Below are 17820 nucleotides of genomic sequence, written 5' to 3'. Positions count from 1 at the left end.
TTTCTAGTGCGCTTCTTGTAATTAATTTTTATGAATTTAATTATCAATCAAAAATAATCTACAAACAATGAGTACACTAAAATTAAAAGACGGAACGGAAATTTTTTACAAAGATTTTGGAACAGGACAGCCTGTTGTGTTTCACCATGGATGGCCTTTATCATCTGATGACTGGGATGCCCAGATCATGTTCTTCCTGCAAAAGGGATATCGGGTAATTGCCTTCGACAGAAGAGGGCACGGACGTTCAAGCCAGACCACTACCGGACACGAGATGGAAACTTATGCCGCTGATGTTGCTGAACTGACAGAATATCTGGATTTAAAAGATGCGGTCCACGTAGGACACTCAACCGGGGGAGGTGAGGTGATCCGTTACGTAAACAAATATGGTAAAGACAGAGTTGCCAAAGCGGTTTTAATCAGTGCTGTTCCGCCTGTGATGGTAAAAAGTGAAAATAATCCTGATGGGGTTCCCATGGAAGTTTTCGACGACATCAGAAACCAAACTCTTACCAACAGACAGCAGTTTTATATCGATTTGACGATTCCTTTTTACGGATACAACAGAGAAGGTGCTGTGATAAAAGAAGGGGTGCAGAGAAATTGGTGGAGACAGGGAATGATGGGAAGTATCCTTGCACATTATGAATGTGTAAAAGCATTCTCAGAAACCGATTTTACGGAAGATTTAAAGTCTGTTGATATTCCTGTTTTAGTGTTACACGGAGAAGATGACCAGATTGTGCCTTATCAGAATGCGGGTGTAAAATCTGCCAAATTGCTGAAAAACGGCACATTGATTACTTATCCTGGATTCCCCCACGGAATGCCAACTACGGAAGCAGAAACCATTAATAATGATATACTGGCATTTATAAAAAAGTAAGCTTTTTATTGGGTGTGAAATAGTAATTTATTCTAATTCAGAAAGTTTTTATGGAAAATTCAAATACCAAACAACCAGCATTTAATCCTGAAGATTTTTCAATTGTACCGGCTCGCAGTTTCGATGAACTGGCAGTAGGCGAGGTATTTAGAGCTCCAAGCAGAACATTGACAGATGCTCATGCTTCAGCTTTTCAAACCGTATCATGTGATAACCATCCCATACATTATGATGCAGAATATGCCAAAAGACAGGGGCATGAGGCACCAGTAGTTCATGGTTTACAGGTTTTGGCCTTTACTGCGCCGGGGGCAACCTTGCTGCCGCATTATTTCGGGAAGGTTTTCATCAGCTTTTTGGAACTTTCATGTAATTTCCTGAAGGAAGTCCATTCCGGAGATACCTTATATTCTTCGCTCACGATTACGGATTTGAGTCCGCAGGGAGATAAAGGGATTGTGACGACCAAAGTAACGGTATACAACCAGAAATCAGAACTTGTGCTGGAAGGTCAGCATAAATACTTATTGAAGCGATAAATTACAACCTATTACAACAGTTAATAGCTGATGTTTTTTTCAAATCCTCTGCCTCATTTTTCATAAGGGTATCATCTTTTGAACGTGGAGTAGCGGATTTGAAGAAATCTCTATCAATCATCACAATACTTATTCGTCAGATGTGATTTTTTAAATACATCTCTAAATACTTTATATCATGAAAATTAAACCAATGATCAGTGCGGTTATTGTATTAACCACATTATTCGTTTCGTGCAGCACGAAAGATAAATCGGAAAAAAGCACTGACAAAACAGCTACAGCAAGAGCTGAATATATCGAAGTTGAGCCCAATGTAAAACTGCATGTTACCGATCTGGGCGAAGGAAAGCCGGTTGTTCTGATCCACGGCTATCCTTTGAGTGACGCTTCATGGGAATATCAATACCATGCTCTGGTAAAAGAAGGTTACCGGGTAATTGGAATTACCCTGAGAGGTTTCGGGCAGTCCGATAAACCTTATGGAAAATATAATTACGATCAATTTGCGGCCGACATCAAGGCTGTTCTTGATCAATTAGACATCAAGGATGCTACCCTGGGCGGACATTCCATGGGTGGTGCGATTGCCCTGCATTATGTGGCAAAATATAACAGTGCCCACGTAAGCAAATTGGCCTTATTTTCAGCCGCCGCTCCCTGCCATACTAAAAAAGCTGATTATCCTTATCCGTTTTTTACCAAAGAAGACATCTCGAAGTGGGTTGAATTAAACAATACGGACAGACCTGCATTATTGGCAGCCATCGGTGAAAAATTTGTGTATTCCCCGACTTCTGTTTCTCCCGGAATTGGAGCCTGGCTGGGCAGTATCGAAATGCAGTCGTCCCCATATGCAATGGAACAGGCATTAATTGCTTTAAGAGATGAGGATTTGCGCGGTGATCTTCCAAAAATTAAAATTCCCACTTTAATTCTCCACGCGAAAGAAGACAAAATTGTGTCTTTTGCATTGGCGGAACAAATGCATAAAGGTATTTCAGGATCTCAATTGGTTCCTTTTGACAAAAGCGGACACGCTTCATTCCTGGAAGAGAAAGATAAGTTTAATGCAGAATTCATCATGTTTTTGAAACAATAAGTACGGTCAATACTTATTCCGCTTAACCCGAATAAATACATAATAACAAACAAATAAATTTTATGAAACCATCAACCAAACTACTTTCTCCGGATAATCATGCGCTTGTATTGATCGATTTTGAAGGTCAAATGGCATTTGCTACGAAAAGCATCTCAATGAATGAACTGCGTAATAATGTCGCTGTAGTCTGCGGGGCGTCCAAAATATTTAATGTGCCGACAATTGTAACAACGGTAGCCGAAGAAAGCTTTTCAGGTCCGGTATTTCCTGAAATCGAAGAAGCATATCCTATGGCAACTTCAGGATACATTGACAGAACAACAATGAATACATGGGAAGATGAAGCAGCTTATAAAGCAATTGTAGCTACTCAGAAACAGAAGTTGGTTTTCGCAGGATTATGGACCGGTGTATGCATCGTAGGGCCTGCCTTGTCCGCTCTTGAAGAAAACTATGATGTGTATGTTATTACTGATGCCTGTGGTGATGTAAGTGATGAAGCCCACGAAAGAGCGATTCAGAGAATGATTCATGCAGGAGTAAAACCAATGACCTCCATCCAGTATATTTTAGAGCTTCAGAGAGATTGGGCACGTCAGGAAACCTATATTCCTGTGACTGATTTAATGAAAAAATATGGGGGTTCTTATGGATTGGGAATTCATTATGCTCATCATATGCTGAACCATTAATATTTATATAAAAATTTTCAATGTTGAGATCTGCACATTACATATGGTCTTTAAAAACGGTCATCTTTCTGCTTTTTTTATTTTCAGAAAACTTATCTGCCCAGAGTTTCAAGCTCCTGCGTTACGATGAGAATTATGAATATTTAAAAGATTCTTCAGATACTTTTTATAACAGGGTAAAATTTCTTCCCCTTAATGAAAAGAAAGATAACTATCTGTCTTTTGGAGGCGAGGCACGCTATGAATATGTAGATTTCAACAATGAAGATTGGGGAAGACTGGATATAGGACACAACAACTTTTTTCTGCAGCGGTATGATCTTCACGCAGATATGCATTTGGGAGAAAATATCAGGGTCTTTTCACAGATCAGAAGTGCTTTACAGAACGGAAGAAAAAACGGATCAAGAGGTATTGATGAAGATCAGTTAAGCATTCAAAACCTTTTTATTGATATTAACCTGATCAATAAAACAGCTCAGAAACTGACTTTCAGGCTGGGCCGGCAGGAACTTGACTATGGCTCGGGAAGATTAATCTCTGTAAGAGAAGGTCCCAATGCAAGACTTTCTTTTACCGGAGCTAAAATAATGTATTCCCATAAGAATGTTTTTGTAGATGCTTTTGCCATGATGGCAGATAGTATCAATGCAGGAATTTTTGATAATAGGATTTCAAAACAGCTCAATCTGTGGGGCGCTTATTCTAAAATAATTTTTCCGCAAGCCGGAAACCTTGATCTGTATTATATCGGGATACGAAGAGACGAATCCGTTTTTGAAGCTGGAGTGGCAAAAGAAAAACGCCACACGATCGGAGGGAGATTTTGGAAATATGGCGGCGGATTGATCTATAATCTTGAAGCCGCGTATCAGTTTGGAAGTTTTGGAGATCAGCATATCAGTGCCTGGACAGGTTCCGTGGATATTGGCTATCTGTTTGAAAATGTAAGATTCAGACCCAGCATCAACCTGAGGAATGATTATATTTCCGGAGATCACTCGAAAGATGATGGAAAACTTCAGACATTTAATCCTCTCTATCCAAAAGGCGGATATTTCGGCTTCAGCCCACAGATCGGACCGGTGAATCTTATAGATATTCATCCTTATATAACCCTGGACTTAACTTCTAAACTCAGAATGCAGATGGATGTTGTTTTCAACTGGCGGTACGCTCTTCAGGATGGGGTGTACAGACCAAGTGGGGTGCTCAATCGGCCAGGCAGCAGTTCTGATAAAAGATATATCGGAACAGCCTATTTAACCAATTTTACCTACAGTTTTAATCGTTATTTCTCTTTAGTGAGCGGAATTCAGTACTTCAGAAAAGGAGCTTTTATTGAAGATATTATTCCTGATGCTAAAAGTGGCGTTTTCTACAATATCCGGTTAGGATTCAAATTTTAATCATTACTAAAATCATTTATTATGCAAAATTCAATATCAAAATATTTTAATTGGTCCAAAGCGGTTTTTGCCGCATTGATTCTTACAAGTTCAGGAATCCAGTTTGTTTCAGCGCAGACATTAACTGAAACAAAAGCAGCGGTAGGAACCACCACCACGTGGGGGAAAGTAGACGGGGTTTCCGTTGTTGGCCTTGTACAGGGACCATCTGCAGCTGTGGCAGACCTTCAGATTGCCTGCGTTTTCGAGTATACGGAAGGTGATATTTTCAATCCCCCTGCACTTCCTGCCGAACTGAACGGAATGGTTCACCTGGATGAAGCATTAAAAGGAATCATTACAGAAGTCAGAAAAAAAGGTCAGTTCAAAGGCTATGCTTTGGAAACATTACTCATAACACCACCAAAAGGAAGTTTAGCCTCTAAGAAACTGTTACTGATAGGATTGGGCGACAGAAATTCTTTCGATGCCGGATTAATGAAAAAAGTAGGAAGCGTTGCAATGAGAGAAGCTTTGAGGCTGAACGTAAAAACAGTTTCTTTTGCCAGCGATATTAAAGATGCCGGAATAGATTCTCCCACAGCTTTGGTTGCAGGAAATGTGGTTTTAGGAGCATTTGATGCCTACCGTACACAGTCGTATTTAAATACTCAGCATTTATCTGAAAAAATGGAGTTACAGAAACTGATATTGCTTGCAGGTCCGTCATTTTTCAGTGTTGCAGGAGAAGGAATTAAAGAAGCTGTTTCAAAACTGAATGCCCAATAATTCCTATGAAAGCAGACCTTATTTTATATAACGGAAAGATTCACAGCTTCAGTAAAGAAATAACGGATATTTCAGCTGTTGCCATGAAGGAAGGTGAAATTATTGCTCTGGGAAATGACGGGTTGGTAGACCAGTTTGCAGATGCAGCCACAGAGATTATCGATCTTAAAAAGAAAAGAGTTGTTCCTGGAATTAATGATTCCCATATTCACCTGATCCGGGGAGGATTGAATTATAATCTTGAATTAAGATGGGATGGTGTTCCTTCGTTAGCCGACGCTCTCCGCATGCTTAAGGAGCAGGTTGACCGCACACCTTCACCCCAATGGGTACGTGTTGTGGGCGGATGGTCAGAGTTTCAGTTTGCGGAAAGAAGAATGCCTACGTTAGAAGAAATCAATGCTATTGCTCCGGAAACCCCTGTTTTTATCCTGCATTTATATGACAGGGCATTAATGAACAGAGCAGCACTAAAAGCAGTTGGGTATACCAAAAATACTCCGGCACCTCCGGGCGGTCATATTGAAAGAGATTCAAATGGTGAACCGACAGGGCTTATTATTGCAACACCTAATGCAATGATTTTATATTCAACATTGGCAAAAGGTCCAAAATTATCCTACGAACATCAGCTAAATTCTACCAGACATTTTATGAAAGAGCTGAACCGGTTTGGGATCACAAGTGTCATAGATGCAGGTGGTGGTTTTCAAAATTTCCCGGATGATTATCAGGTGGTCAATGAACTGAATGAAAATAAGCAGTTAACGGTAAGGATTGCCTATAATTTATTTACTCAAAAGCCAAAGAATGAGTTTGAAGATTTCAGCGAATGGATTGACACCGTAAAGCTTTATCAGGGTGATGATATGTACCGTCATAACGGAGCTGGGGAAATGCTGGTTTTCTCTGCCGCAGATTTCGAGGATTTTTTACAGCCAAGACCGGACCTTCCCGAAAATATGGAAGCTGACCTCGAAAAAGTAGTCCGATTATTAGTGGAAAACCGGTGGCCCTTCAGACTTCATGCCACTTATAATGAAAGCATCACAAGATTCTTAAATGTTTTCGAAAAGGTAAACCAGGATATTCCTTTCAACGGGCTTCCGTGGATTTTTGATCACGCTGAAACCATTGATGAAAGAAATATTGAAAGAGTAAAAATGCTCGGTGGCGGAATTGCCATCCAAAGCAGAATGGCCTACCAGGGAGAATACTTTACAGACCGTTACGGTTCAGCAGCAGCAGAAAATACACCTCCCATAAAGAAAATGCTTGAAATGGAAGTGCCTGTTGGTGGTGGTTCAGACGCAACAAGAGTCAGTAGTTACAATCCCTGGGTGTCTATGTATTGGCTTACTGTGGGAAAAACGGTTGGCGGGCTTCAGCTGTATCACGAAACAAGGCTGGACAGAGCAGTTGCCCTGGAGTTGTATACCAGGGGAAGCGCATGGTTTTCTCAGGAACAGCAGAAAAAAGGAGATATCCAGGTAGGAATGTTTGCTGATCTGGCAGTGCTTGATAAGGATTACTTCACGATAGAAGATGAAGAAATCAAAAGTATAGAATCGGAAATGACTATTGTGAACGGTAAAATTGTCTATGCAAAAGGAGACTTTTCTTCATTCGCACCACCGTCCATCCCTGTTCTTCCGGACTGGTCACCGGTCAATTTGTACAATGGTTATTATCCTGTGGGCGGACATGTACAGAAAGATATTGAAAAAAATGCAAAAGCAAACTTAAAAACCCCTCTTACTTCACAGGTGCACAGCTGTGCCGGAAGTTGCGATATACATCATCACAGCCACGATGCAGCGAGAATGAGTTCTGTCCCTGTTAATAATTACCATTCATTCTGGGGTGCGTTGGGATGCTCCTGTTTTGCCTTTTAAACATTGAAAATTATGGAAATTTTGAAACAGATCCTTGTGTCCGATTTAGGATCATCTTATAATGATTTTGCTTTTCTGATCTTTCGGGTACTCTTTGCCATCCAGTTATTCAGGGTTCACGGACTGAAAAAGTTCAGGCTGGAAAACGGGCAGAAGGAAATCATTCCGAATCCTCTCGGACTTCCGGAAAAAATGAATGCTTTGGTGGCTTCGTATGCCGATTTGGTTGTTCCTTTTTTAATCATTTTAGGTCTGGGAACCAGACTCGTCATATTACCCACAATTGGCGTAACGGCGATCGGCTATTTCATCGTTCACAGAAAAGATTCTCCCGAAGTGCGGGATGTACCTTATATGTACACCTTGTCTTTACTGTTAATTCTTGCTCTGGGTGCAGGAAAATATTCACTCGATTATTATTTATTAAATCTACTTTAAAATGAAAACTTCAATAGGAATAAAAAATGAAAACTTAGCGAAAGTCGCTGAGGTATTGGTTCAGACATTAGCAGATGAATTTGTACTCTATACCAAAACAAAAAAAGCCCACTGGAATGTGGAAGGAGCAGATTTCTACAACAAACATCTGTTTTTTGAGGCTCAATACGGGCAGCTGGATGAGATTATCGATAATCTTGCCGAAAGAATCAGAACATTGGGACATTATGCACCGGCTACGTTAAGAGAATATCTTGCCCTGACTCATTTGTCTGAGCATCACTTGGAATCGAATGACAGCCTCACCTATATGAAAGAACTCCTTTCTGATCATGAAAGTATTTTGATTCATCTTCGTGAACATATAGAAAACTTTGCTGTTGAATTTCATGATGCAGGAACCAGCGATTATATCACCGGATTATTGGAAACCCACGAAAAAATGGCTTGGATGCTGCGTTCACATTTAAAATAAAAAAGGATGGAAGTAAAAAATAATATAGGCTTTGTCACCTTACTTTTAACCATGATCGCGGGATATTGTGATACCGTAACTTTTGTATCGGCGGATGCTGTTTTTTCAGCGCACGTTACGGGAAACTTTATTGTATTTGCCTATCAGTTGGTGAAAGGTTCCGATGTTCACGCATGGGTAAAGCTGCTTACTTTTCCCGTATTTATCCTGGCGGTCATCACAGGAGGGCGGATTGCTTACAGGGTGACGAATCACTATACCATTCTGTTTTGCGAAGGACTTTTGCTATTATTAAGTGGAATTACCGTAGCCATACTGAGCTATGCCGGTATTTTTACAGAATGGATGATGTATGCCGTTGCTATGGTCGCTGTTTTTGCGATGGGACTGCAGAATGCTTTCGGAAAATTATATGCTAAAGAAACGCACGGGCCCACTACGATGATGACCGGAAATGTCACCCAGGCATCTTTAGACGTTGGAAATTTAATGAAAAACGGTTTTAATGATGTGGATGCCCTGGCCAGTTTAAAAAAACAACTGGTTACTATTTTAGGTTTTTTGACCGGATGTTTTTTAGGGGCTTTTGCTGGGAAACAGTTCGGGCTAGTAACACTGGCTTTACCGGGGTTGGCAATGATCATCTGCTATCTTTATCACCGTAAAATTTAGTCTGTAAAGACTGGTAAATAATTGAAGAATGAATTATCTTTAAAAAATGAATTTTATCCTTTATTTTATTAATAGAAATCCACTAAAGATATTTTATTTTTCATTGGTTTTATTGTTTTTAAGTATCTCATTAAGAGCTCAAACCAGGGAAAATCCTGTGCTGCTGAGAAAGCAGATCTCTTCTTCAAAAAATGATACGCAGAAAACAGCTTTATTGCTGAGATTGAGCGATTTTTATATAACCAAACAGGGAGAAGTTAAAAAAGATCTTGACAGTGCGGCCATCCTTAACAAGGAAGCAAACCTGCTGAGTGTAAAAACCGGAGATAAGCTGAACAAAGGAAAATCAATGTTTCTGGAGGCAAAGATCGATAAAGAAAGAGGGAATAAAACAGTTGCCTTTTCAAAAATGAAACAGGCTGTCAATTATTTTGAAACCCATAAAATGACCGAACAGGCAGGAGAAGGATATGAGGAGCTTTCTTTTATGTATGATAATGATCCTAAAAATATCGATATCAAAATAAAGCTTAAAGAGAAAGCTCTTCTGCTTTATAAAAATTCAGGAGCAAAGCTGAAGCAGGGATCTGTTTTAAAAGATCTGGGTGAGCTGTATAACATAATGGAAAATCCGGATAAGTCGATACCATTGCTTAAAGAAGCTTTATCCGTTTATCAATCGGTTAAATTTAAAGAATTGCAGGGTGTTTATAATTTCCTTTCTCAGGCTGAAGTTCAGAAAGCAGATTACGAGGAGGCTTTACGTTACGGACTTTTAGCTGAAAAAACAGCCGAGAGCCTTGATGATAATTCTTTGCAGATGAGTTCCATATGCAACCATGTAGGAATGGTTTACTATTATCTGCGCCAAAATGACGATGCCCTAAAATATTGGAGAAAAGCATTAACCATTGCCAAAAAAAACAATGATAATTCATACGTACGCACAGTGGCTAACAATATTTCTACCATGTTGATTAGACAAAAGAAATTTGAGGAAGCAATTGCCATGATAAAAGAATATAAAGCCCGGTACCCGATTACAGACCAGGAATTTGAAATGACTGAAAATTATATTCTCTTCAGTACGTATACCATTCTTAAAAAATTCAGTAATGCTGAAATGTATTATAAGATACTGGTGGATTATTATGGTGAAAACGGAGAGAAGAATAACAAGCAGATTTCACTGTTGAGAAGCTTTGTTTTTTATCATTACCAGACCAGGAATTATAATGCAATGTATCGTGAGGCAAAGCTTTTTGATTCAATAGCTAAAAAAAACGGGAATGATATGCTGCGTTCTGAAAATCATTTGATTTGGTTTAAAGCAGATTCTGCCCGGGGAAAATATCTTGACGCAATTGAACATTACCAGCTGTATAAAAAGCTCTCAGATTCTGTTTTTAACGGCGAAAAAAGCAAACAGATCAACAGCCTGAAAATCCAGTTTGAAACAGATCAGAAAGATAAAAACATCCAATTGCTTACCCAGAAAGGAAAAGTTCAGGAAATTCAGATTACCAATGATACTTTTGTAAAGTACATTTTTATAGGAAGCATTCTGGTGCTGATTATCTTTGCAGCCTTGCTTTACAACCGGTCAAGACTGAAAAGTAATGCCAATAAAACGCTTGAGCTGAAACGTAGGCAGATCGATGAACAGAATGAGCAGCTGAAAAAACTGCTGTCCGAAAAAGAATGGCTGCTGAAGGAAATTCATCACAGAGTAAAGAACAACCTGCAGATCGTGATCAGCCTTTTGAATACACAGTCAGCGTATTTGGAGAATGAAGATGCTTTAATGGCCATTCAGAATAGCCAGCACAGGATGCACGCCATGTCTTTGATTCATCAGAAACTGTATCAATCGGATAACCTGTCAATGATAGATATGTCGTGGTATATTTATGAATTGATCAGTTACATCAGAGAATGCTATTCATCAGAAAAGAAGGTCAGCTTTACGATGGATATTGACAAGGTTTTTCTGGACGTTTCGCAGGCTGTACCCATGGGACTCATTGTCAACGAAGCGATCAATAATACCGTTAAATATGCATTTCCTGAAAACCGGAAAGGAGAGGTTATCGTCACTTTTAAAAGTATCGGAAAAGACTATTTCGAATTGATTGTTTCCGATAATGGAGTAGGGCTTCCGGAAGACTTTAACATTGATGAAAGCGAATCTCTAGGCATGAATCTCATGAGAGGATTAACTGACCAGCTCGACGGAACTTTTCTCCTGGAAAATAAAAATGGTTTAAAGATCATCATCACATTTAGGAAAAAAACAGAAATTGATATTTCAAAATAAGACGTTGAAATTTAAATCAGAATGAAAGAAAAAATTTTAATTGTAGAAGACGAATTCATCGTGGCCAATGATCTTAAGATTATGCTGATAAAGGCAGGTTACCAGATCACCGGAATTGCCTCTTCGGTAGTTCAGGCCAGGAAATTAATTGCAGAAAATAAACCCAATTGGGTCCTTCTTGATATTATGCTCAAAGGCGATCTTACAGGAATAGATCTTGCCTGGGAGTTGCGTGAAATCAACCTGCCATTTCTATACATTTCGGCCAACACCAACCAGTCAACGCTGGAAGCGGTAAAAGAAACCCAGCCTTATGGATTTATGGTTAAACCTTTCCGCGAGCGGGATCTGATCGTCATGCTTGATATTGCCAAATACCGTTTCGGTATTGAGGAAGGAGGTGTGTTTGTGAAAAATATTGATAATGAGACTATTGAAGGAATTATCGGAAAAAGCAATTCCCTTCAGGATGTTATTGAAAAAATAAGAGTGGTTGCACCTACCCATACTTCCGTACTTGTGGTGGGAGAAAGCGGAACCGGAAAAGAAAAAGTAGCCCATTCTGTACACGAACTTTCAGAACGAAAGGATCAGCCTATTGTGGTGGTGAACTGTGCAGCATTGCCTCATTCTCTCATTGAATCTGAACTTTTCGGTCATGAGAAAGGAAGCTTTACGGGGGCCAATACCATGCGAATCGGAAAGTTTGAACAGGCAGACGGAGGAACTATTTTCCTGGATGAAATCGGTGAATTACCCTTAGACTCACAGGTAAAACTCCTGCGTGTGCTGCAGGAAAAAGAAATCGAAAGATTGGGTGGAAATAAAACCATTAAAGTCAATGTCAGGATTGTGGCGGCAACCAACCGGTCTTTAGAAAAAGAAGTGGCGGAAGGAAGATTCAGGCTGGATTTATATTACCGGTTAAATGTTTTCCCCATAGAACTGCCGCCATTAAGAGAACGAAAAGAAGATATTGAATTGTTAGCTCATTTTTTCCTGACCAAATATGCATCAGCTTCAAGACGAAATATTACTTCGATAAGTGCAAAAGCTTTAGATCAGCTTCATAATTACAACTGGCCGGGAAATATAAGGGAATTGGAACATCTTATAGAAAGAAGTGTTCTCCTGGCAAAAACAGCGGAAATTGAAAATTTTGACCTTCCCAATATCATAGAAAAGCCTTCTGATCAACCTCAGGGCCAGTTAAAATCGATGGAGGAAATGGAAAGAGATCATATTCTGAATGCCCTGCAAAATTCCGGCGGGAAAGTTTCTGGAATAGGAGGCGCTGCTGAATTATTGAAAATACAGCCTCAAACACTTTATTCTAAAATGAAGAAGCTGGGAATTGATAAGGGGTATAAATAAACCTGAATAAAGAAAAATAATTTACACATTTAATCTTGTTGAAGTCACTTATGGATAAGTGAAGCATTTTCATGCAATTTTCAACCTAATTAAGTTTAAAAAATGGCCAACAATATGGAAAAAGAAACCGTCAGAATAGAAGGGTTCAGTGATGCTGTTTTTGCGATTGCCGTAACACTGCTGGTTTTGGATCTTCACTTACCGGAAGAACATGTAATAAAAAACGGAAATGATCTTTTCACCTTTATGAAGAGTCAATGGCCTGTATTTTTAGCCTTTATCCTTTCTTTTTTCAGCATTTTTATAATGTGGGTGAATCATCATAAGATTTTCAAACAAATCTACAGCCGTAATTCAGCTATTATGTTTGCCAACGGGCTGATTCTCTTTTTAGTTTCTGCAGTTTCTTATCCTACTGCTTTGCTGGCCAGATATTTCAATGGGGAGGCATCTTCTATGGTTGTAGCCATATATACGGGAACTTTTGTTCTGATCAATTTTGCCTATAATTTGCTTTGGTTTGTAGCCAGCCGCAATAAAAAGCTTTTGCGTCCGGGAATTACGGATGCTGCGATTAAAAAAATCCGCAATAATTACCTTTATGGTTTTCCCATCTATCTCATTGCATTGATGTTCTCGTTTTGGATTCCTGCGGTTTCCTTAATAATGATTTTAGGCTTGTGGATCTTCTGGGCTTTATCTTCAGGAAAAATTGAAATGAGTATGAAGGAATCAGAATGATTAGCGGTTTCACAGTAATTTTAAGTTTCATTGCTCTTATTAAAATAATGCCCTTTCTGTATTCCTAATTTTTGCATTTTTGAAATCAATGTGGTAGCCGGTAATCCTAATAATAAAGCCGCTCCCTGTGGCCCAAAAATTCGTCCCTTACATTTTTCAACGGTCTTTAGGATATGCTCTTTTTCCACCTGGTGTAATGTTTTAATCTGAAAATCCTGATCAGCTGTTTTTTGTCCGAAAATCTCCGGTAAATCCATTTTTCTGATGGTACTGTCTTTTGCCGTAAGAATACTTCTTTCGATCATGTTTTCGAGCTCACGGATATTTCCCGGCCATGCATTTTCACTCATTGCATGGATTACTTTTTGAGAAAATCCACTGATCTTTTTGCCTGTTTTCAGATTGATTTTTTTTAGAAAATAATCGGCCAGTAGCGGGATGTCTTCTTTTCTGTCCCGCAATGCAGGCAAATGAATGGGGAAAACATTAAGACGGTAGAACAGATCCCTCCTGAATCTCCCTTCAGCAACCTCTTTTTCCAGAATCCGGTTAGTGGCAGCAATAATCCTGACATTAACTTTAATGGTGTTATTCCCGCCGATTCTTTCAATTTCTTTCTCCTGTAAAACTCTCAGTAATCTTCCCTGAAGAGCTAAAGGGAGCTCCCCAATTTCATCCAGGAAAATAGTGCTGTTATTCGCTTGTTCAAATTTTCCTTTACGCTGTTCCGTAGCACCCGTAAAACTGCTTTTTTCGTGCCCGAAAAGTTCACTTTCTATAAGATTGGCAGGAATGGATGCGCAGTTAATCCTGATCATTGAGTGATGAGACGAAGAGGAGAGTTCATGGATAGCCTGTGCTATCAGCTCTTTTCCCGTTCCGGTCTCGCCATAGATGATCACACTGGATAATGAAGAAGCTACCTGGGAGATTTGCTGATAAATATGCTGCATGGCTTCGCTATTTCCAATGATTCCGTTAAACCCTTCTTGATTTCTTACCTCATCTTTTCTGACAGGCTTTATATCTTTTTGAGAATCAGGTGCTGAAGTTTGAAAAGTATCCAGCATTTCCGAGAACAGAATGTTTCTGATGGTAATTGACAGCTGCGTAGAGATGCCTCCCAATAGCCTTTCTAACCGGCCATTGAATTCAGTGAAATTTTTATACAAAAGGAAAATCACGTTTTTATGATCTCCTATGGATGGTAAGCAAAATCCCACTGCCATATGCATTCCCAGTTTTTTTGCACGGGTAAAATATGGTACTGATGCTTTCCTTTCAGAGAAATCCTTAAGGTAAAAAGTAACAGGTTCCGGCGATTGCATGCATTGCTCAAAACAAATATCCAGTGAATCGGAAGAGCTATCATCATACGCTCCGGTAATTAAAGAACTGTAAAAAATATGCTGCTTATGATCCTTTGCTGTAAGGATCATAATGCCATCACATAGAAATTCATTTTTAAAGGACTGATTTAAAACAATACTAAAATGTTTTTTATCTAAAACTTTGGCAAAGGCAGTATTAATAGATGAAATCACCAGATGATCCTTCTGCATTTCCTGAAGCCGGGCCCTCATTACATCAACATTTTGATCAGACTGTTTATTCATAAAGATCTATTGATTGAAAGGATAAAGATAGAGAAAACAGTACTATTTTGGAATAGTATAGATTAATTAATATAATTTTTTAAGCACAGGTTTTATGAAAAGTTTATCCCTGTAAATCTTTTTAAAGTAAATCATCTGTACGTTTTTATAGATGTATAATGAAAACCCTTTTTAAACCCTCCTGAAAAAGTTTAGAAATTCCCTAGCTGTGTATAGAAAAATCCTATGATATGATAATTTTTTACCTTTTAGGTTGAATAATTGTAAAAAATACACGTCTTAAATATATGGGTTTAAACAGAAAATGGACGTTTTTCTTATAACTTTTTTAAAAAATATCAATAAAATTTAAAATTTTCTTATCATAAATTAGATAAAAATAAATATTAATTTTTTAAGTGTCAATTTAACATTTAAATAGCTATATATTAAGGTATTCTGAAATAATAATCATGAAATTGATGATAACCTTATCATATTTTTTACATCATTCTTATCATAAAAAAATGATATATAATCTATTGATATATAGCCTGTAATGTAGATTTTATTTTTTTTTCTCAATTGAATTTTTATATTTGTGATGTTACGCTAATGTTAATAAAAGATGAACCAGGATTTTATTCATACCTATGTTTCTGTTGATTGTGTAGTATTTGGATTTGACCATGACAACAGACTCAATATCTTACTTGTGCAACGTCATGTAGACGATGTACCAGTGGATAGGCAAAGAAAATTGCCGGGTAGCTTGATTTTCAGTAATGAAGATGTGGATGATGCAGCCCATAGGGTTCTTCATGAGTTAACAGGAATAAAAAAAATGGTTCTCAAGCAGTTCAAATGCTTTGCTGATCCATTTCGCGCAAGCAATCAGATTGATATCAAGTGGATGGGGACCGAGTATATGCATAATATTGACAGGATTATTACGGTGGCCTACCTTTCTCTATGTAAAATCGATCATAAAATTAACAGCACCAAATATGAAACAGTCGACTGGTATCCTGTAGATCAGGTCCCGGCATTACCCTTTGATCATAATAAGATCATTAATGAATCTTTAACAGAAATAAGAAGATGGATTGAGACCGATTTTTCTATTATTTTTGAATTGCTGCCGAAAAAATTTACAATAAGACAGCTGTACCAGCTGTACAGCGCATTAAGTGAAAAACAGATCGATATCAAGAATTTTCATAAAAAAATTTCATCATTTAATTATATCATTCCTTTAGAAGAGATAGAGCAAAATGTATCGCACAGGGCAGCAAGATACTATCGGTTCGATGCCAAGATCTATAAGAAAAACAACACTAAACTAATTAAATAAATCCCCCTTTTCAAATTATGTATTTGCTAGGATATGACATAGGCAGTTCTTCTGTTAAAGTTTGTCTCATTGAGGCATCCAGTGGAAAAATTATTGCATCAGACTTTTCTCCAAAAAAGGAAATGAAAATCATGGCAGTCAACCCAGGCTGGGCAGAACAGAACCCTGCAGAATGGTGGCTGAACCTAAAGCTGGCACATGAATCTGTAATGCATGAATCCGGAATCAATCCTGAAGATATCAAAGGAATTGGTATTACCTGGCAGATGCATGGACTGATCCTGGTCGATAAAGACCAAAATTTGCTTCGTCCTTCGATTATCTGGTGTGACAGCCGTGCTGTGCCTTATGGTGAAAAAGCTTTTCAGGAAATTGGAACTGAGAAATGTTTATCCCATCTTCTTAATTCTCCCGGAAATTTCACAGCATCAAAACTAGCCTGGGTAAAGGAAAATGAACCTGAAATTTTTGAAAAGATTGATAAAATAATGCTGCCGGGAGATTATATTGCCATGAGGCTTTCCGGTGAAATAGGAATGACGATTGAAGGACTTTCTGAAGGCATATTCTGGGACTTTAAAAACAACTGCATTTCTGAGGACGTGATTAATTATTATGGAATCCCTAAAAGCTTTTTTCCTGAAATCATTCCTACTTTCGGTATCCAGTCAACGGTTTCTGCACCGGCAGCTCAGGAATTAGGATTAAAAGAAGGAACCCCAATTTCATACAGGGCAGGAGATCAACCCAATAATGCGCTCTCTCTGAATGTTTTCAATCCCGGAGAAATTGCTTCGACAGCCGGCACTTCGGGAGTGGTATATGGGGTGTTGGATAAATTGGAATATGATACCCTGTCACGGGTAAATACATTTGCCCATGTCAACTACAGTCCTGAGCAAACCAGATTGGGAGTTTTGCTGTGTATTAACGGAACAGGAATTTTAAATTCCTGGCTAAAGCACAATTTTGCAACCTCACTGTCTTCCTATGGTGATATGAATGATCTGGCATCACTTTCCCCGATAGGATCAAAAGGATTAAGTATCATCCCTTTTGGAAACGGGGCAGAAAGAGTCTTGGAAAACAAAGATACCAGCTGTTCTATGCACGGAATTAATTTCAACATCCATACAAAAGGAGATATTCTGCGTGCGGCACAGGAAGGAATTGTCTTTTCATATGAATATGGAATGGATATTATGAGAAATATGGGAATGGACATCCAGGTAATCCGGGCAGGCAATGCCAATATGTTTTTAAGTTCAATTTTCCGACAGTCGCTTGCCAGTGTAAGCAATGCAGTGATTGAGCTTTACGACACAGACGGAGCGGTAGGAGCTGCCAGAGCTGCCGGAATGGGAATAGGTTTTTATGCAGATTCAACAGAGGCATTTTCATTCCTCGAAAAAATAGCAGTTATAGAACCTGAAACAGAAAAAAGAGAACAATATTTAGAAGCATACTCAAGGTGGAAACAGCATCTTAACGAAATCATTTAATCATCCTGCAACGAAGCTATTCATTGTACCTGCGGACCTATTAAATCAGCAGGCA

General features: G+C 38.7%; 16 protein-coding genes. 15 read left to right on the top strand and 1 reads right to left on the bottom strand.

Annotated elements, in window-relative coordinates; genetic code table 11:
* The first annotated feature begins 67 nt into the window (after positions 1-67).
* The 13 genes from LC418_RS15395 (at position 68) to LC418_RS15335 (ending at position 13314) form a co-directional block, all read left to right on the top strand.
* Complete coding sequence (locus LC418_RS15395; protein ID WP_223559782.1) at positions 68-889, top strand: alpha/beta fold hydrolase; 822 nt, start codon at positions 68-70, stop codon at positions 887-889.
* A gap of 50 nt (positions 890-939) precedes the next feature.
* Positions 940-1428: a MaoC family dehydratase gene (locus LC418_RS15390; protein WP_223559781.1), complete on the top strand. Its 489-nt coding sequence runs from the start codon at positions 940-942 to the stop codon at positions 1426-1428.
* 178 nt (positions 1429-1606) lie between these two features.
* A complete protein-coding gene (locus LC418_RS15385) occupies positions 1607-2530 on the top strand; it encodes an alpha/beta fold hydrolase (protein ID WP_223559780.1) in 924 nt (307 codons plus the stop codon).
* Between the two features lie 62 nt (positions 2531-2592).
* Positions 2593-3225 carry a hydrolase gene (locus LC418_RS15380; RefSeq protein ID WP_223559779.1) on the top strand — a complete coding sequence of 211 codons (633 nt, stop codon included), beginning with the start codon at positions 2593-2595 and terminating at the stop codon, positions 3223-3225.
* Positions 3226-3245: 20 nt separating this feature from the next.
* The gene (locus LC418_RS15375) at positions 3246-4634 is read left to right on the top strand and encodes an alginate export family protein (RefSeq protein WP_223559778.1); all 1389 of its coding nucleotides are present in this window, start codon (positions 3246-3248) and stop codon (positions 4632-4634) included.
* A 21-nt stretch (positions 4635-4655) separates the two neighbouring features.
* Positions 4656-5402, top strand: a complete 747-nt coding sequence (locus LC418_RS15370; RefSeq protein WP_223559777.1) for a M17 family peptidase N-terminal domain-containing protein — start codon at positions 4656-4658, stop codon at positions 5400-5402.
* Positions 5403-5407: 5 nt separating this feature from the next.
* Positions 5408-7297, top strand: a complete 1890-nt coding sequence (locus LC418_RS15365; protein WP_223559776.1) for an amidohydrolase — start codon at positions 5408-5410, stop codon at positions 7295-7297.
* Positions 7298-7309: 12 nt separating this feature from the next.
* Positions 7310-7735, top strand: a complete 426-nt coding sequence (locus LC418_RS15360) for a DoxX family protein (RefSeq protein WP_223559775.1) — start codon at positions 7310-7312, stop codon at positions 7733-7735.
* A 1-nt stretch (position 7736) separates the two neighbouring features.
* Positions 7737-8210, top strand: coding sequence for a Dps family protein (locus LC418_RS15355; protein ID WP_111960325.1), 474 nt, complete (start codon positions 7737-7739; stop codon positions 8208-8210).
* Positions 8211-8216: 6 nt separating this feature from the next.
* Positions 8217-8882 (top strand): YoaK family protein, encoded by a 666-nt coding sequence (locus tag LC418_RS15350; RefSeq protein WP_111960327.1) that lies wholly within the window; start codon positions 8217-8219, stop codon positions 8880-8882.
* Between the two features lie 46 nt (positions 8883-8928).
* Positions 8929-11199, top strand: a complete 2271-nt coding sequence (locus LC418_RS15345; protein ID WP_223559774.1) for a histidine kinase dimerization/phosphoacceptor domain -containing protein — start codon at positions 8929-8931, stop codon at positions 11197-11199.
* A gap of 21 nt (positions 11200-11220) precedes the next feature.
* Positions 11221-12573, top strand: a complete 1353-nt coding sequence (locus tag LC418_RS15340) for a sigma-54-dependent transcriptional regulator (RefSeq protein WP_223559773.1) — start codon at positions 11221-11223, stop codon at positions 12571-12573.
* A 114-nt stretch (positions 12574-12687) separates the two neighbouring features.
* On the top strand, positions 12688-13314 hold the full coding sequence (locus LC418_RS15335) for a TMEM175 family protein (protein ID WP_223559772.1): 627 nt from the start codon (positions 12688-12690) through the stop codon (positions 13312-13314).
* Between the two features lie 20 nt (positions 13315-13334).
* Here LC418_RS15335 and LC418_RS15330 read toward each other — a convergent pair whose 3' ends face one another.
* Positions 13335-14930, bottom strand: coding sequence for a sigma-54 interaction domain-containing protein (locus tag LC418_RS15330; RefSeq protein ID WP_223559771.1), 1596 nt, complete (start codon positions 14928-14930; stop codon positions 13335-13337).
* A gap of 607 nt (positions 14931-15537) precedes the next feature.
* Here LC418_RS15330 and LC418_RS15325 point away from each other — a divergent pair.
* Both LC418_RS15325 and LC418_RS15320 read left to right on the top strand, forming a co-directional pair.
* Positions 15538-16263 (top strand): NUDIX hydrolase, encoded by a 726-nt coding sequence (locus LC418_RS15325; RefSeq protein ID WP_111952731.1) that lies wholly within the window; start codon positions 15538-15540, stop codon positions 16261-16263.
* 17 nt (positions 16264-16280) lie between these two features.
* Positions 16281-17765 carry a xylulokinase gene (locus LC418_RS15320; RefSeq protein WP_223559770.1) on the top strand — a complete coding sequence of 495 codons (1485 nt, stop codon included), beginning with the start codon at positions 16281-16283 and terminating at the stop codon, positions 17763-17765.
* Positions 17766-17820: the final 55 nt, after the last annotated feature.

The sequence above is a fragment of the Chryseobacterium lathyri genome (genome assembly GCF_019970085.1).
Classification (GTDB): domain Bacteria; phylum Bacteroidota; class Bacteroidia; order Flavobacteriales; family Weeksellaceae; genus Chryseobacterium; species Chryseobacterium lathyri.
The sequence above is the reverse complement of the archived record's forward strand: the minus strand, read 5'-3'. Positions and strand labels throughout refer to the sequence as shown.

What these genes read in the sequence shown, in the direction of transcription:
- LC418_RS15395 (WP_223559782.1), top strand. Translation starts at nt 68, where the DNA reads ATGAGTACACTAAAATTAAAAGACGGAACGGAAATTTTTTACAAAGAT.
- LC418_RS15375 (WP_223559778.1), top strand. Translation starts at nt 3,246, where the DNA reads ATGTTGAGATCTGCACATTACATATGGTCTTTAAAAACGGTCATCTTT.
- LC418_RS15370 (WP_223559777.1), top strand. Translation starts at nt 4,656, where the DNA reads ATGCAAAATTCAATATCAAAATATTTTAATTGGTCCAAAGCGGTTTTT.
- LC418_RS15345 (WP_223559774.1), top strand. Translation starts at nt 8,929, where the DNA reads ATGAATTTTATCCTTTATTTTATTAATAGAAATCCACTAAAGATATTT.
- LC418_RS15320 (WP_223559770.1), top strand. Translation starts at nt 16,281, where the DNA reads ATGTATTTGCTAGGATATGACATAGGCAGTTCTTCTGTTAAAGTTTGT.
- LC418_RS15355 (WP_111960325.1), top strand. Translation starts at nt 7,737, where the DNA reads ATGAAAACTTCAATAGGAATAAAAAATGAAAACTTAGCGAAAGTCGCT.
- LC418_RS15380 (WP_223559779.1), top strand. Translation starts at nt 2,593, where the DNA reads ATGAAACCATCAACCAAACTACTTTCTCCGGATAATCATGCGCTTGTA.
- LC418_RS15365 (WP_223559776.1), top strand. Translation starts at nt 5,408, where the DNA reads ATGAAAGCAGACCTTATTTTATATAACGGAAAGATTCACAGCTTCAGT.
- LC418_RS15340 (WP_223559773.1), top strand. Translation starts at nt 11,221, where the DNA reads ATGAAAGAAAAAATTTTAATTGTAGAAGACGAATTCATCGTGGCCAAT.
- LC418_RS15360 (WP_223559775.1), top strand. Translation starts at nt 7,310, where the DNA reads ATGGAAATTTTGAAACAGATCCTTGTGTCCGATTTAGGATCATCTTAT.
- LC418_RS15390 (WP_223559781.1), top strand. Translation starts at nt 940, where the DNA reads ATGGAAAATTCAAATACCAAACAACCAGCATTTAATCCTGAAGATTTT.
- LC418_RS15335 (WP_223559772.1), top strand. Translation starts at nt 12,688, where the DNA reads ATGGAAAAAGAAACCGTCAGAATAGAAGGGTTCAGTGATGCTGTTTTT.
- LC418_RS15330 (WP_223559771.1), bottom strand. Translation starts at nt 14,930, where the DNA reads ATGAATAAACAGTCTGATCAAAATGTTGATGTAATGAGGGCCCGGCTT.
- LC418_RS15350 (WP_111960327.1), top strand. Translation starts at nt 8,217, where the DNA reads ATGGAAGTAAAAAATAATATAGGCTTTGTCACCTTACTTTTAACCATG.
- LC418_RS15325 (WP_111952731.1), top strand. Translation starts at nt 15,538, where the DNA reads ATGAACCAGGATTTTATTCATACCTATGTTTCTGTTGATTGTGTAGTA.
- LC418_RS15385 (WP_223559780.1), top strand. Translation starts at nt 1,607, where the DNA reads ATGAAAATTAAACCAATGATCAGTGCGGTTATTGTATTAACCACATTA.